Genomic DNA, 14,769 nt, shown 5'->3' on the forward strand with positions numbered 1-14,769 from the left:
ATGTACGGCACCAATATTCAGTCTCCTGCAGATGAACTCAGAAAGGTGGAGGAGGAGCGTATCTTCCATAGTTTGCGTCATCCTAAGCCAGAGATTGTAGCTCGCATACAGCAACTGCGGATTATCTACTCCATAGATGTCAAGCAATATGCGAACCTAAAGCGACGGCTCCCATATTTTGTCTGTGGAGTCTTTGCGCCACCTTATCGCTGCAAAGATCACTTTGCCTATACAGAGACTTTCATTGTAGATATAGACCATATAGCATCCAAGGGGTTGTCGCTCACATCCTTGCGTCAGCGTATTCAATCAGATCCACAGGTTATGATGTGCTTTGCATCACCTAGCGAGGATGGTCTCAAGGTGATGTTTCGCCTCAAAGAGAGATGCTACGATGCGGGGCTATACACGATATGCTACAAAGCTTTTATTCGAGACTTTTCCTTGAGATACGACTTACAGCAGGTGATTGATGCTAAGACCTCTGATGTGACTAGAGCGTGCTTCATCAGTATGGACCCCGAGGCTTACTTTAATGCAGACTGTGATGTCGTAGATTTTGAAGCCCTTGTCGATTTGTCCAATCCCGTGGCTATCTCCGATTTAAGGCATACGCTTGCTACTGATACTCAACCCGAAAAAGCAAAAACAAAGACGCATCAGCCGAAAGATCCTGACACTGCAGTTATGGAGCAGATCAGACAGAGACTCAACCCTAAGCAGGCTAAACCTTTGGAGCCACAACCCGTAGTGGTGCCAGCCATACTCAATGATCTCATCGATGATATCAAAAGTTATATAGAGGAGACGGGTCTACGGGTCTCCGAAGTGATAAACATACAGTATGGTAAGAAGCTGCGAGTCTCTTTGGGCTTAAAGCAGGCTGAGGTTAACCTCTTCTATGGTAAACGAGGATTTAGTGTGGTCATCTCACCGAGGCGTGGCACCAATAGTGAGCTCAACGATTTAGTCGCAGAGCTCTTGCGTAGCTTTATAGACACCCATTAAGCATCGAAGATTTGTTATGCGCAAGCCACGTTCACCGATCTCTCCCATAGAAGCACTACGCAAGCTCGCACGATCAGGACTACAAAACTCGCCAAACCCCAATCGCCACATCGAGGGACTGGATCCCCTGGCAACTCTAGAGAGTCGCATAGTCTCTCTACTAGGTATAGCAACCAAACCCTCAAGACCTGCGACAAGTATGATCTTTTTCGTAATGTATGATATAGAGAGTGACAAGGTACGCCGTCTTGTCGCCAAGTACTTAATAGGCAAGGGTTGCACACGCATACAGCGATCCATCTTTCTCGCAGACCTCGACAAATCACTCTACGACCAGATCAAAGTGGATCTAGCAGAGGTGCAGTCGCTCTATGACAATCATGACAGCATCATCGTCTGCCCAGTATCGACTGATCAAATCAACTTGATGCACGTAATCGGACAGCAAATAGATATAGATATCATCACCCATCAGCGTAATACGCTATTCTTTTGATCAATCCCCCCCATATATAGGAGTGGTGCTACCTTTTTGGAGCCTGTTGACTTTGCCAACAGGCTTCTTCTGTATGACGGGCATGTCATACATCTGTGGTGAAAGTCCACTCGGGGCGTAGTTGCCAACGAACCCCATAGCGACTTGCAAGTTTCAAGGGGCGACCCTTGGGAGAGAAGAAGCAATAGCGAAATCGTGGCCTGACGAACAGAAACCTAATACTAAGGCGTATCAAGCGGACAAGCTGGCCGAAGGCAGTGAAGTTCCCAAAGGCAACCGTAACCTTGATGCGTAAATTAGGCAGGTAAACGATGAAAGATGTATGGCTTATCCCGTGAGGCCCCGGTAGTCCATTAAGGATAGTAACAACGAATACCGAGGAGTCAGCAGAGGTCGAAGTAGCCGTTCTCGTGCAGAACAAGGCGAAGGACCGAATAATTCGTAACGTTAATCAAGAATGTATGTTCCGATGTCTTTGCTGACGAGTGGCAACGTTCAAAACGTCAATGCGAGCGCCCACATAGAGCTAAGCACGTATGCATTGGAAACGGAAATTAAGAGAGACGGAAGATGAAACTAATCGAACATGATTAGCCACTCTTTGAAAACGAATTAAACCGCCGTATGCCGAACGGCACGTACGGTGGTGTGAGAGGAAAGGAAACGAAAGTAGGTCAGAAAACTTTCGTTTCCCGACCTACTCGATTTGGTATGACGGGCATATCATCCCCCCCTAGATGATCATTCAGGGGAACTTAATCCTTGTTCTAATGGAAGATGCTCTGCGGGAGTACACTAGATGAGCTAAAGGCGCAACTCAATATGTCTTAATCCTTGTTCTAATGGAAGATGCTCTGCGAGGACTATATCGAGTACGTAATATACGAGACAAACAGTGTCTTAATCCTTGTTCTAATGGAAGATGCTCTGCGAGCAATAAGCCATTGGAGGTTATTAAGTCCCCCAAGACGTCTTAATCCTTGTTCTAATGGAAGATGCTCTGTGAGAGCGAATAAGAATATGGAAACAACAGAACAGATTAGCGTCTTAATCCTTGTTCTAATGGAAGATGCTCTGCGAGGTACCGAGCGCATACGCAAGTGTACTCCGCATCTGAAGTCTTAATCCTTGTTCTAATGGAAGATGCTCTGCGAGTCCTACGTATTTTCAGGGGATCTTCTCTTAGAAGAGTCTTAATCCTTGTTCTAATGGAAGATGCTCTGCGAGCGCAAAGGAAATTGATTACAGCGCAAATTGCGTTGTGGTCTTAATCCTTGTTCTAATGGAAGATGCTCTGCGAGTGTTTCCAAATTAGCGGAGAAGCTTGAAAACCAGCTGTCTTAATCCTTGTTCTAATGGAAGATGCTCTGCGAGTTTATAAAAAAAACTTCCCAGATGATGAGGTAGTTTGTGTCTTAATCCTTGTTCTAATGGAAGATGCTCTGCGAGAGCTAAATTTAAGACGTGCTGAATTTCAGTTGGTTACAGTGCTATTTTTGGAAAATCCGCTTGATTTTCGAGGAAAAAGTGTACCTAACCACTTGCAAATATACGAATTTCCCAGACTATGCCTTACTATCAGTGAGCGATCTTACGAGTAATCCGCTAGTACGGACGCACATCTCAAGACGCTCATTGTGTCAACGCGAGACGTGTAGCCCTTTGTAGGGGACGCACGGTTCGTGTTTAGCGAAAGGGCGTCCATCGTAGTACAGCGAGACGTTGCCGTGTAGGGGGCTGTGTCAAAAGTCTCTCCCCCAGCAGAAAGTAAAAGACAGAGGATCTTGCATCTTTCGGTGTTTATTTTAGAGCTAAACACTTGCTTATCTAGTTAGTTTTTAGTAACTTAGCAGAATAAACGAGAGGTTCCTAACTAATGGAAAAACGACACTTCCGACCCTATATACAGAATCAGATAGTCCTTTTCCCAGAAAGAGTCGACAAGGACATTGCCGAGGATGATCCTGTGCGTTTCATCAGTGCTATTGTGGATGGTTTGGATTTAGAGCCATTCAAAAAACTTTACTACACGATGGGTCGCAGCCCCTATCACCCTAAGATGATGCTCAAGGTGATCATCTACGCCTATATGAACAATGTATACTCCTGCCGTGAGATGGAAAAGCGCCTCCTCAGAGATACGCATTTCATCTGGCTCGCTGGTGGTGAGAAGCCTGACTTCGTCACGATCAATCGCTTTCGCAATCGTGTCAAGCGAGAGATCAATGAGATCTTTACACAACTGGTACTCCTACTAGCAGAGAGAGGTCTGATCTCTTTAGATGTTGAGTATATCGATGGGACAAAGATCGAGTCTAAGGCAAACAAATACACCTTCGTTTGGCGAAAGAACGTAGAGCGCTATCGGTCAAACCTGATGGAGAAGTTGCGTGTCCTACTGCAACAAGTCGATGATGTCATCATCCAGGATCAGCAAGCCAAGCCAGAGGTCGTAGAGTTTACTCCGACTGAGCTGACCTCTATCGTGGAGGAGCTCAAGGAAGCTCTTGACAAGGAACCCGCTCCTGAAACCAAAGAGGCGAAAGCCGAACATAGAAAGCGCAAAAAGCAGATTAAAACCTTAGAGGAGCACCGAGACAAGCTAGCTGAGTACGACCAACGTCTCGACCAACTAGGCAAGCGCAACTCTATGTCTAAGACTGACCCCGATGCGACTTTTATGCGTATGAAAGAAGACGCCAAAGGTAAAGGTCTCGCTAAGCCTGGGTACAACCTACAGATTGCTACAGAAAACCAAATTATCACAGACTATGCTCTCTTTCCCAACCCCTCGGACACCTGTACTCTCATACCATTTGTAGAAAGCTTTCAAGAGCGTTACGATCATCTGCCGACCACGGTTGTAGCTGATGCAGGCTATGGTTCAGAGGAGAACTACCGCTTTATGGACGAGTCTGAAATGGATGCTTACGTCAAGTACAATTACTTTCATCAAGAGCAGCGTCCACGCTACAAAAACAACCCCTTTCTCCCAGAGCATTTATACTACAACGCTCAGGAAAACTATTACGTCTGCCCGATGGGACAGCATCTAGAGTTCCGTGAGACTACGACCACAAAGACCAGCACGGGCTATACTTCAGAGAGCTCTATCTACGAAGCAAAAAACTGTAGAGGTTGCCCATTACGAAGTCAATGCTACAAAGGAAAAGAAGATAGGCGCAAGATCAGCGTGAACCATCGCCTTAACAGCTACAAGCAAAAAGCTCGTACACTGCTCACCTCAGATAAAGGCATCAAGCATCGAAAGCGACGATCTGTGGAACCCGAGTCAGTCTTTGGACAGATGAAAAACAACATGCACTATCGGCGCTTCCGTCACTTCGGTCAAGACAAAGTTCTGATGGACTTTGCCTTTTTCGCCATAGCCTTCAATCTCAAAAAAGTGGCTGCCCAACTCAAGAAAACGCAAGAAAATGACCCTTTACCCTCTCAAGACGCCACTTCGAGAGGCAAAGAGGGCGTTGAGCGCTCCGAGACGATCACTTTTACACACTTCAAGCCCTACTTGTCGAAAAACGTCTTCAGCATCGCTGCTTAACAAAATTCCCAGCCTCCCCCCTCTCTCAAACGACAAATGGACTATTGACACAGCCCCGTTGCATCAAAGGTCACAGCGTCGTGGTTTTAACGGGGACGGACGCTCAGATCGAGCGTCCCTACAGGAGTCGTAGGTGTGTGCGTCCGTTGCATCAAAGGTCACAGCGTCGTGGTTTTAACGGGGACGGACGCTCAGATCGAGCGTCCCTACAGGAGTCGTAGGTGTGTGCGTCCGTTGCATCAAAGGTCACAGCGTCGTGGTTTTAACGGGGACGGACGCTCAGATCGAGCGTCCCTACAAAGGGCTATTCGTATCGTGCTGACTCTGTAGTATATACGAGTTCCAAAAACAGTTCCAACGGAGGAACGGAAAGTTTCCTACGTTGGAAAACTAACTTTCCAAGGCTGGAAAGTTTTTGGAAAACTGTAGGCGGGGCGCATCGCCACGTGTGAGATTGGCGGAGCGGAGAGCTGGTATTGAGCTTTGTGGGCGATAGAAATAAGGAGACTGTTGCATAAAGGCGAATCGCTGTGTTGCTTTCGGGATTCGGCTTCGGTCACATACGGAGGTATGCTCCCTGCAGATCTTACCCTTAGTGCCCTTGCGCTTCATCCTTTCTGCAAAGTCAGGACAATCTTGCAAGCAAGATTGTGCGACTGTTGACTTCTGCAACAGTCGCATAAGACAAGTCCCCGACAGAGCTAGCTCTGCCGGGGACTTGTCCGATAGTTGGTTGGGGCTATCTAGTAGCCCCTATGTATAGAGTATGTCGCTAAAGCAACGGGGACTCTGTCTAGGTGTCTCTATGCAGCGAGGAATAGACCTCTGACGACACCGAAGGTTAGGATCGATACGAGTAGCGCTAGGATGGCGTACAGCTCAGGGAAGACGGCCATGACCATCGTTGCTCCGAAGAGGTTGTTGCCAGCACCGATACCCTTGATACCATTGGCGCAGACCTGAGACTGACGGATGGCTGAGTAGAGACCTACTACACCTAGGCTGAGCCCAGCGGCAAAGATAGCCCACGCAGCACCAGCACCGAGTGCACCAGCGGTGAGAAGATCCTTGATGAGGGTGTTGGCCATAAAGAAGCCGACGAAGCCGTACAGACCCTGAGAAGAGGGTAGAGCGGAGAGTCCGATGTACTGACCGAGGGCATCGGGGTTCTTTTTCATAGATCCGATGGTCGCATTACCTGCGATGGTAACTCCGATAGAGGAGCCGATACCCGTTAGGATGACCATGAGGGCTACGCCTCCGTATGCAATTAGTTCGTTCATGTTATGTATATCTGTTATTGATTTGATTATTGCTTGTTTAGTTGACCTTAAAGGGGGTGTAAGGCTTACCACCACCCTCGAACTCGCTGTTCTTGTAGTACTCCACAAAGGTGAGACGCAGCGGGTGTACGAGCGAGCTGATGATAGCTAGTCCGAAGTTGAGCCCATGTCCGAAGAGTAGGATGAAGACCATCACGAGCCAGTTAAGCCCGACGGGAAGTCCCTCAGACATAGAGACCGCTAGGTTGTTGAAGACACCTCCCAGCACGCCACTCGTCAGTCCAATCGCAAAGAGACGGATGTAGGAGAGCGTGTCTCCGAGTAGTCCCGAGGCGGTATTGTAGCTTGCCCAGAGTGAGGAGCCGATGTTGAGGAAGATGTTTTTGCCAGGGCTGTTGTAGAAGACCACAACGAGTCCTGCAGCTATCGCCAGTCCGTAGAATATGTTGGTGACGTAGCTCGGTATCCCTGTCGCAGCCATCGGCAGTGCCACGGCCATGATGAGGGCAAAGATGACGATGACCCAAGCGTACGAAGAGAGTGCATACTTGAGACCTCGCTGCTTCTGTATCTTGACGGCTGCCACGGTCTTAGCAAAGAGGATCTGAATGATACCCAGCACGACCGAGAGGAGCATGAGGTTGTCCTGATTGAGGAAGTAGTCGTTGCGGACGCTACCTAGTACGGAGCCATCGTTGGCCCATGGCATGACCATACCGAAGACGGTGCCGAGTAGCGAACCGACCACGACGGTGGTGCCTCCGAGCCACTGCGCTAGAGAGCAAATGTCTTTAGTCGATTGCCCCTTGACCTTGCGCTTGAAGATGGTCGCCAAAAGGAAGATGACGAGTCCATAGCCTGCATCTCCAAAGCATAAGCTGAAGAAGAGCATGAAGAAGGGGGCAAAGAGTGGCGTCGAGTCGAGCTCCGAGTAGTTGGGCAGGGAGTACATCCGCGTGATCGGCTCGAAGAGTCGACTGAAGCGGTTGTTCTGGAGCTTGATGGGGATCTTGTCCTCATCGAGTATCTCCTGCTCAGCATAGTAACAGGGTAGCTGATCTAGCTCTTGTCGCACCTCGGGGACGATCTTGTTCGGTATCCACCCCTCGAGGAGCATGACTTTGTCATCCGCCTCGCCAGTAGCCTGTAGGAAGGCGTTGCTCATCTGATACTTGTCCTGGAGGAGGAGGTCGTAGCCCTGCAAGTCCTCTAGGTGCTGATCGATAAACTCCTGTATTTCGGTCTCAATCTGCTCGGCACGCTGCTCGAAAGAGGCTAGTCGCTCGGCCAGTTCGCAGGCGGTGTGGGTCGGAGCTTTGATCTGCTCCGCCTCGATGCGCTCTGTACTCTTGTCACCGACGGTGATGAAGTAGTGATGCGAGCGTCGGGTGTCGATGATGATGGCGTTGTGCTCCTCCTCCCAGTGCTCTTGGTACTGAGCTGTGGGGATGATGTAGAAGCGGATGGGGTAACCCGCTTGCTGGAGTCGCTCTAGTTGCTGGACGTCATACTCGCCCCACGGCTCCCAGTAGTCATTCTCCCGCTGTTGGCTCTCGATCTGAGAGGCTATCTGGCGACGATCCTCTAGGAGCGCCTCGATCTGCTGTAGGAGTGCCTCGCCCTCCTCTGTGCTAGCGGGCTTGCGGGGAGCGCCGATGGGCTGCTCCTCAGAGCGCTTGCGAGAGAGTGTGCGGATGAGGTCTGACAGATGACGACGCGCCACAACGATCTCTTTGATCTGTTCGCTCTCACTGGTCGGCTTGTTCTCCTTAATATGCACGACCCCTAGGTCGCGTAGCTTGAGGAGGAAGCTGTCGTAGTCTTGGTGATAGACTAGGAAGAGGTACTTATCTATTTTCTCTATCATTGTGCTAGTCGCTCTTTTTGTTTGGCAGCACGAATCTCTAGATTGGTGCGCATGATCTTTTGCGAAGCTTTGGAGAGACTCTCCTCATCCTCTAGATAACGCTTGATCTTGAGTATAGCGTCTTTGTAGCCGGGGATCTGAACCTTCTCAAAGAGGTTGACCTTTTGCGTAGTCTTACGACGAGCATACTCGAGATACTCTAGCTTGAGATTGAGAAACTCTGCCTCGATGCCCAGCGTGGCTAGTGCCTTGAGTAGCTCGACGCCCTGAGCAAACCAGGAGGGATGGCTAAAGAGGCTAAAAGGCTTCACCTCGTAGTCTATATTGTCTAGCACAGGGACGATGACTCCGGCTATCTTCTTTGTCGATAGCTTGACATCGGTGACGCTGACTAGCGTAGGGTCAAACTCGTCCCACAGAGCCACCATATCCTGGTAACCCTGTATGCCCTGCTCTAGCTGCTCATTGAGAGCATCTATCTCACGGCGAGCTTTCTTGACCTCTAGACGCAGGGCGCTCTCCTTGCTCTTGATCGTGGGCAGGGTGCGCTCTCGCATCTTAAGCTGTTTCTGCTGCTGCTGTAGCGAGGTCTTGTTGTACTGAAACTTGATCGCCATCTCTCTCCCTAAGCTTTGTCGACCTTACTATCTGTAGGCCAATACTTATCCACAAGACTCTGACGTATGCTCACCTCAGCGGGTGTGAAGTACTTGGCAAAGAGACTCCACGCATGGTCGAGCATCTCGGTCGTGTTGAGGTTGACGTCGATAGCTAGGAGGTCGTTGGCATAGTCCTTAGCGAAGTCTAGCGTACGCTGGTCGTAGTCTGTCAGGTCAAAGCCGTTTTCCAGCTTGGTCTGAGCATTGGCCGCATCGGCATAGAGACGTACGCCTGCATTCATCACCTGCGGGTGGTCTTCGCGTGTCTTCTTGCCAATAACTAGCTGCTTCAGACGAGAGAGCGAGCGGAAGGGGTCTACGATCACCTTACCGATGGAGGAGTCACGACGCAGATAGAGCTGACCCTCGGTGATGTAACCCGTATTATCTGGCACAGCGTGCGTGATGTCGCCGCCCGAGAGGGTCGTCACAGCGATGATCGTGATGGAGCCGCCGTCGGGGAACTGCACCGCCTTCTCATAGATCTTAGCCAAGTCGGAGTAGAGTGAACCTGGCATGGAGTCCTTAGAAGGGATCTGGTCCATACGGTTCGAGACGATCGAGAGCGCATCAGCGTAGTTGGTCATATCGGTCAGGAGGACCAGCACCTTCTCATGCTTCTGCACGGCAAAGTACTCAGCAGCCGACAGAGCCATATCGGGGATCAGTAGACGCTCCACAGAGGGGTCTTCGGTCGTATTGATAAAGCTCACGATACGATCCAGAGCTCCCGCATTGCTAAAGGTCTTCTTATAGTAAAGGTAGTCATCGTTCGTCAGACCCATACCACCGAGGATGATCTTGTCGCTCTCGGCACGAAGTGCTACGAGTGCCATCACTTCGTTAAAAGGTTGGTCAGGGTCCGCAAAGAATGGGATCTTCTGTCCCGTCACGAGTGTATTGTTGAGGTCGATACCTGCGATACCAGTGGCGATTAGCTCAGAGGGCTGGTCACGACGTACAGGATTGACCGAGGGCCCGCCGATCTCTACATCCTCTCCCTCTAGCTGTGGACCGCCATCGATAGGCTCTCCGTAAGCGTTGAAGAAGCGTCCAGCCAATTGGTCACTTACCTTGAGAGCTGGAGCCTTGCCGAGGAAGATAACCTCAGCATTGGTTGGAATGCCCTCAGTGCCTGCGAAGACCTGTAGAGTTACTTCGTCTTCATTGATTCTAACCACCTGAGCGAGCTTGCCATCGATTGTAGCTAGCTCGTCATTACCTACTCCCGTAGCGTGAAGCATGCAGGTAGCTTTGGTAATGTTGGTGATGCGTGTATATATCTTTTGAAAAGCTTGTGTAGCCATTGTGAGACGTTAGATGCTAGAGGTTAGATATTAGAGGTGGCGTGCGTAGACTGCTGCTCGATCAGCTGCTCGTACTGCTGCTGATACTTCTTGAAGTCTTCACTCTGAAACTCCGAGTAGTTCATCTGCTTGAGGTAGTTGATGAGTGTCTTGAAGAAAGAGCTCACCTCGTTGAAGTCCTCAAAGTTCAAGTCCGTGTGGCAGATCTTAATCACTCTGTCGAGCATATACTTCTGACGCTCTAGAGGCGTGTTGCAGTCGATATCGTCAAAGGCATCCTGCTGTAGGATCACAAAGTCTATCAACTCAGACTTCCAGAAGGTCACGTGGTACTCTACGGGTACGCCATCATCACCGAGGATGTTGATCTGCTCTGCGATCTCCTTGCCACGCTGCATGCGAGTCTTGATCTCGTTCACCTTGTCCAGCCAGTCAGAGCCTAGGTCTGCCGTGATGTACTCCTTAAGCTCGGGGTACTCGATATACTTAGAGTAACTGTCGATCGGGTTGACAGCGGGGTAACGCTTACTATCAGCGCGCTCCTGCTCTAGAGCATAGAAGCATCGAGCCACCTTCTTCGTATTTTCCGTGACAGGCTCCTTAAGGTTACCACCTGCTGGAGAGACCGTACCGATGAAGGTCACAGAGCCCGTCTCGCCGTTGTTGAGATAGACGAAGCCGGCACGAGCGTAGAAGTTTGCCACGATAGCCGACAAGTCCATCGGGAATGCGTCTGGTCCAGGCAACTCCTCTAGACGGTTAGACATCTCACGCAGAGCCTGTGCCCAGCGAGAGGTCGAGTCTGCCATGAGGAGTACACGGAGACCCATCGAGCGGTAGTACTCAGCGATGGTCATAGCGGTGTAGACCGAAGCCTCACGAGCAGCCACTGGCATGTTACTGGTGTTAGCGATGATGATCGTACGCTCCATCAGCTTGCGGCCCGTGTGTGGGTCTTCGAGCTCTGGGAACTCGGCAAAGATCTCCACCACCTCGTTAGCACGCTCACCGCAGGCAGCCATGATGACGATATCAGCCTCCGCCTGCTTAGAGATAGCATGCTGGAGGACCGTCTTACCCGTACCAAAAGGACCAGGGATAAAGCCCGTACCGCCCTCTACGATTGGGTTCAGCGTGTCAATGGTTCGTACGCCCGTCTCTAGAAGCTTAAAGGGACGAGGCTTCTCACTGTAGACCTGGATAGGCACCTTGACCGGCCAGCGCTGGATCATCGTGATGTCATGCTTCTTGCCCTCAGCGTCCACGATGACAGCAATCGTCTCCTCGACAGTGTACTGACCCGCCGGCTTGACACTCTCGACCGTGTAGCTCCCCTTCATGACGAAGGGTACCATAATGCGGTGCGGCTGGTGATTTTCGTCCACCTGCCCCAGCCACGAGCCAGCCTGTACCGTGTCGCCCGCCTTAGCAATAGGCGTAAAGTCCCACTTCCTAGTCGTGTCTAGTGGGTGGGTGTAGTCACCTCGCTTGAGGAAGACACCATCCATCTTGTCTAGGTCGTGCTGCAGACCATCATAGTTCTTGGAGAGCATACCTGGTCCCAGTGTCACTTCGAGCATGTGCCCAGTGAAAGAGACCTTGTCGCCCACCTTCATACCACGAGTACTCTCGAAGACCTGTACATATACGCTTGCACCGATCACCTTGATCACCTCGCTCATCAGCTCCACCCCGCGTACGGTGATGTAGCATATTTCATTTTGCGATACGGAACCATCGACCTCTACCGTGACGAGGTTAGAGACGATTCCTTTTACCACACCGTTTGTCATTGTATCTATTATTTCTTTTGTTTGCGTTTGAACTCCTCTAGCGAGGTGGTGCTCTCATGTTTGAGCTGAGAGACTATCTGACGGAAGACTTGCTCGCCCGTCTCTTCGTTGAGTGATACCCAGCGCTCTAGGATCTCCAGCTCTAGGTAGTAGGCTAGGAGATACTCTATGTCAAAGGGCTTGAAGAAGGTCTGCTCCTCGAGCCAATCCCAGCGAAGCCGGTCTATCAGCTGCTCGCGACGAGCAATGTCCTCCTCGCGACTGATATTGACCAACTGCTGTATCTGAGGAAATAGCTCCTCCGTAATGCTAAAGTCCGCAGCCTGCGAAGTGCGCAGATGATGCTGCAGCGTGCCTCCGCCGATGATATACTCCTTAGGGTCAAAGCCCAGCTGCCGACTGGTGTAGGCGGCTAAGATGTTCTTGATGTTAAGGTTGAACTCCGCCCACTCGGCTACGAATCTATTCTTCTGATGCATCAGATAGTCGTAGTACATCGCCATGAGCTTGTCCTGCTCTAGGCGTAGCTGCCAGATCGTGTAGGGCTCCTCCGCTTGCTGCAGCTCCTCGCGCATCTCAGCTCGCTCCTCCTCTAGCTCCTCCTCCAGCTCGGGGTCGGGGAGACGCATCTCGATGTACTCCTTGATGAAGTCGGGGAGGTGCTTCGTGCGGGGACGCTTCGTGCGCTGCTGTACAGCTATGATATAGTCAGCCAGCTCCTGAGCATCGATCGTCTCTAGTGGCTCCTTAGGCTCCAGCTCGATCTCTGAGGGGTCATCCTCCCAGTGGATAGAGTCGTCCGAGAGCCACGCATCGATCGTCTCCAAGATCTGCGGTATCTCCTGCTCCATGAGGAGTAGGTCTAGGAGGCGTCTGTCACGCGTGGTGAGCTCCTGTCGTAGCTCCGCCTGCAGCGCATCCGTCTGTATCGGTAGCTTGCGGTCGTCTACTCCAATGTTTGGCAGACCTGCGATGGTCGCGTAGTACTTTGCCATAATATCTTCGCTAGCGCATAGTTAAGTGGCGTGTAGAGAGTCTCTAGGCACCCCTCACCTATACCTTATATATAGCTTGCTTAGAAAAGCTCCTCCACGAGACGAGGACGTAGGAAGCTCTTGAAGAAGTTGACAAACTCCTCCTCACCGAAGTTGACCTTGTACGAGCCATCGGCAGGTGCTACAGAAAAGCCAGCACCCTGAGCCGACCCCGTGCGGATCGTTACCTGACCGCTATCTAGTAGTGCCTTAGCATTGCCGAGCATATACTTCTCCAGTGCCTCGGCGTTGGCAGTCTCGATAACCATCGGCTCACCGACCGTCCACTGCTGAACGATGGCGAGCATCAACTTCTGCATAAAGTCTGCATCAGTCGTCATCGCCTTGACATTGTCGCGTACGATGCGATCGGTCAGACTGTCTGCGATGGTACTCTGCGTAGAGCTAACCACCTGCTCCGCGTATAGCTTGAGCTCTGCTTGGGTGTTTTTAGTTAGATCTGCTGCCTGACGCTGGGCATCATTCACGATGCGCTGTGCCTCGGCCTGTGCGGTAGCGACCATCTCGTCGCTCTGCTGCTTAGCCTTGGCTAAGATCTGAGCAGCCTCTTGATTTCCCTTTTCTACCCCTTCGTGGTAGATCTTGTCGGTGAGTTCCTTAATCTTGGAGTCCATCTATATGTAGTCTATGTTTTTTGCATGCCTTGTAGAGTACACCAGCAGCGAGTCTCTGCGTGGGCGTCTACGCTTACGAGGACAAAGGTAATAATTTGCTCCAACAATTACAACGCTTCGACGCTCTAGAGTGAAAAATGTTTCTAGACCTGCTATCTCGAACTTTTGTCGGACAGCAATAACTCAATTTCGACCAATCTATAGTTTCCTTCGTATGAAACTCAGGGCTGACGCATTATAATCGCTCTGTCAGGAGCTACACATAGCGACAAGCAAGGCATAGATGAGGTCACTATATATAAATGTGCCACCCATGGATTGGCTGTTAGCTATTGGCTGTTAGCTATCGGAACCATCGGAGCTATCAGAGTGATTGGATCTCTAATCTCTAGCTTCTAATCTCTAACTTCTAACCTCTAACCTCTAATTCCTATTTACATATCTTTACGGGGAAATTCGTTCGATTTCCTCCTTTCTCGAATATCCACGTGGGGAATCTCAAATCTCCACGTGGATATTTTTCTTTTTCCACGTGGAGGCGAATCATTTCTTCCGAAGTTTCATTTCATTCCTCCGAAGTTTCATTTCATTCCTCCGAGGAATTTTTTATTCTCCACGTGGGGATTTCGAAATATCCACGTGGGAATCACTTTTCCCCGACACTGCGCCGTCTCAATATGTAGCCAGTTCTAAATTATTGTAGCGATCCGGCGTCTAATTTTGCCCAGACAGGTCTGATGCATCATAATCGCTCTTGCAGGAGCTACACATGAGCGACAAGCGGGGCTTGGATGAACTCATTATTATAATGCGTCAGCCCTGGTATGAAACTCTAGTTTCCTACCTATGAAACTTAGTTTCACCCGTATGAAACTTTAGTTTCACCCAAGTGGTACTGATAGTTAGCTCACTTCTGCAGAACGCTCTACTCGATACTCCCTCAAAAAGCTTTCACCAGACAGCAATAATTACATATAATGTGTCAGCCCTGCAACGCCCTCGTAATTACCTTACAATTGGGAGTGAATTGTCGGTCGTTTGTACCCCCCCTGTACTGTGCGCGGCTCACTCCATCTATTTAGCTATCCTAGAGGCTGTAAAATACCTAAAGATAGGGTTGTAGAG

At 50.3% G+C, this 14,769-nt stretch carries 10 protein-coding genes and 1 CRISPR repeat array; of the genes, 3 read left to right on the forward strand and 7 right to left on the reverse strand.

What is annotated here, in order from left to right:
- The 3 genes from Q2J34_RS07725 to Q2J34_RS07735 all read left to right on the forward strand — a co-directional run bounded on the left by Q2J34_RS07725 (position 1) and on the right by Q2J34_RS07735 (position 5,066).
- Positions 1–1,008: a CRISPR-associated primase-polymerase type B gene (locus tag Q2J34_RS07725; protein ID WP_306424756.1), complete on the forward strand. Its 1,008-nt coding sequence runs from the start codon at positions 1–3 to the stop codon at positions 1,006–1,008.
- A 199-nt stretch (positions 1,009–1,207) separates the two neighbouring features.
- Entirely contained in the window at positions 1,208–1,504 is a 297-nt protein-coding gene (cas2, locus tag Q2J34_RS07730; RefSeq protein WP_298887935.1) for a CRISPR-associated endonuclease Cas2, read from the forward strand.
- A 752-nt stretch (positions 1,505–2,256) separates the two neighbouring features.
- A CRISPR array of direct repeats spans positions 2,257–2,953; the repeat unit is 37 nt; unit sequence GTCTTAATCCTTGTTCTAATGGAAGATGCTCTGCGAG.
- Positions 2,954–3,380: 427 nt separating this feature from the next.
- The gene (locus Q2J34_RS07735) at positions 3,381–5,066 is read left to right on the forward strand and encodes an IS1182 family transposase (RefSeq protein WP_300969006.1); all 1,686 of its coding nucleotides are present in this window, start codon (positions 3,381–3,383) and stop codon (positions 5,064–5,066) included.
- Positions 5,067–5,869: 803 nt separating this feature from the next.
- Here the strand turns inward: Q2J34_RS07735 and Q2J34_RS07740 are convergent.
- The 7 genes from Q2J34_RS07740 to Q2J34_RS07770 form a co-directional block, all read right to left on the reverse strand.
- Positions 5,870–6,349: an ATPase gene (locus tag Q2J34_RS07740; protein ID WP_293964855.1), complete on the reverse strand. Its 480-nt coding sequence runs from the start codon at positions 6,347–6,349 to the stop codon at positions 5,870–5,872.
- 37 nt (positions 6,350–6,386) lie between these two features.
- Positions 6,387–8,216 carry a V-type ATP synthase subunit I gene (locus Q2J34_RS07745; RefSeq protein ID WP_300969803.1) on the reverse strand — a complete coding sequence of 610 codons (1,830 nt, stop codon included), beginning with the start codon at positions 8,214–8,216 and terminating at the stop codon, positions 6,387–6,389.
- Positions 8,213–8,833 (reverse strand): V-type ATP synthase subunit D, encoded by a 621-nt coding sequence (locus tag Q2J34_RS07750; RefSeq protein ID WP_297173865.1) that lies wholly within the window; start codon positions 8,831–8,833, stop codon positions 8,213–8,215. Before Q2J34_RS07750 ends, Q2J34_RS07745 begins: the two co-directional genes overlap by 4 nt.
- Positions 8,834–8,841: 8 nt before the next feature.
- Positions 8,842–10,182, reverse strand: coding sequence for a V-type ATP synthase subunit B (locus tag Q2J34_RS07755; RefSeq protein ID WP_007365952.1), 1,341 nt, complete (start codon positions 10,180–10,182; stop codon positions 8,842–8,844).
- Positions 10,183–10,205: 23 nt separating this feature from the next.
- Positions 10,206–11,975: a V-type ATP synthase subunit A gene (locus Q2J34_RS07760; RefSeq protein ID WP_300969807.1), complete on the reverse strand. Its 1,770-nt coding sequence runs from the start codon at positions 11,973–11,975 to the stop codon at positions 10,206–10,208.
- Positions 11,976–11,983: 8 nt separating this feature from the next.
- Positions 11,984–12,970, reverse strand: a complete 987-nt coding sequence (locus Q2J34_RS07765; RefSeq protein ID WP_300969809.1) for a DUF2764 family protein — start codon at positions 12,968–12,970, stop codon at positions 11,984–11,986.
- Between the two features lie 80 nt (positions 12,971–13,050).
- The gene (locus Q2J34_RS07770) at positions 13,051–13,644 is read right to left on the reverse strand and encodes a hypothetical protein (RefSeq protein WP_293964851.1); all 594 of its coding nucleotides are present in this window, start codon (positions 13,642–13,644) and stop codon (positions 13,051–13,053) included.
- Between the last annotated feature and the right edge of the window lie 1,125 nt (positions 13,645–14,769).

The sequence above is a fragment of the Porphyromonas vaginalis genome, from assembly GCF_958301595.1.
GTDB lineage: Bacteria > Bacteroidota > Bacteroidia > Bacteroidales > Porphyromonadaceae > Porphyromonas > Porphyromonas vaginalis.

What these genes read in the sequence shown, in the direction of transcription:
- Q2J34_RS07725 (WP_306424756.1), top strand. Translation starts at nt 1, where the DNA reads ATGTACGGCACCAATATTCAGTCTCCTGCAGATGAACTCAGAAAGGTG.
- cas2 (WP_298887935.1), top strand. Translation starts at nt 1,208, where the DNA reads ATGATCTTTTTCGTAATGTATGATATAGAGAGTGACAAGGTACGCCGT.
- Q2J34_RS07735 (WP_300969006.1), top strand. Translation starts at nt 3,381, where the DNA reads ATGGAAAAACGACACTTCCGACCCTATATACAGAATCAGATAGTCCTT.
- Q2J34_RS07740 (WP_293964855.1), bottom strand. Translation starts at nt 6,349, where the DNA reads ATGAACGAACTAATTGCATACGGAGGCGTAGCCCTCATGGTCATCCTA.
- Q2J34_RS07745 (WP_300969803.1), bottom strand. Translation starts at nt 8,216, where the DNA reads ATGATAGAGAAAATAGATAAGTACCTCTTCCTAGTCTATCACCAAGAC.
- Q2J34_RS07750 (WP_297173865.1), bottom strand. Translation starts at nt 8,833, where the DNA reads ATGGCGATCAAGTTTCAGTACAACAAGACCTCGCTACAGCAGCAGCAG.
- Q2J34_RS07755 (WP_007365952.1), bottom strand. Translation starts at nt 10,182, where the DNA reads ATGGCTACACAAGCTTTTCAAAAGATATATACACGCATCACCAACATT.
- Q2J34_RS07760 (WP_300969807.1), bottom strand. Translation starts at nt 11,975, where the DNA reads ATGACAAACGGTGTGGTAAAAGGAATCGTCTCTAACCTCGTCACGGTA.
- Q2J34_RS07765 (WP_300969809.1), bottom strand. Translation starts at nt 12,970, where the DNA reads ATGGCAAAGTACTACGCGACCATCGCAGGTCTGCCAAACATTGGAGTA.
- Q2J34_RS07770 (WP_293964851.1), bottom strand. Translation starts at nt 13,644, where the DNA reads ATGGACTCCAAGATTAAGGAACTCACCGACAAGATCTACCACGAAGGG.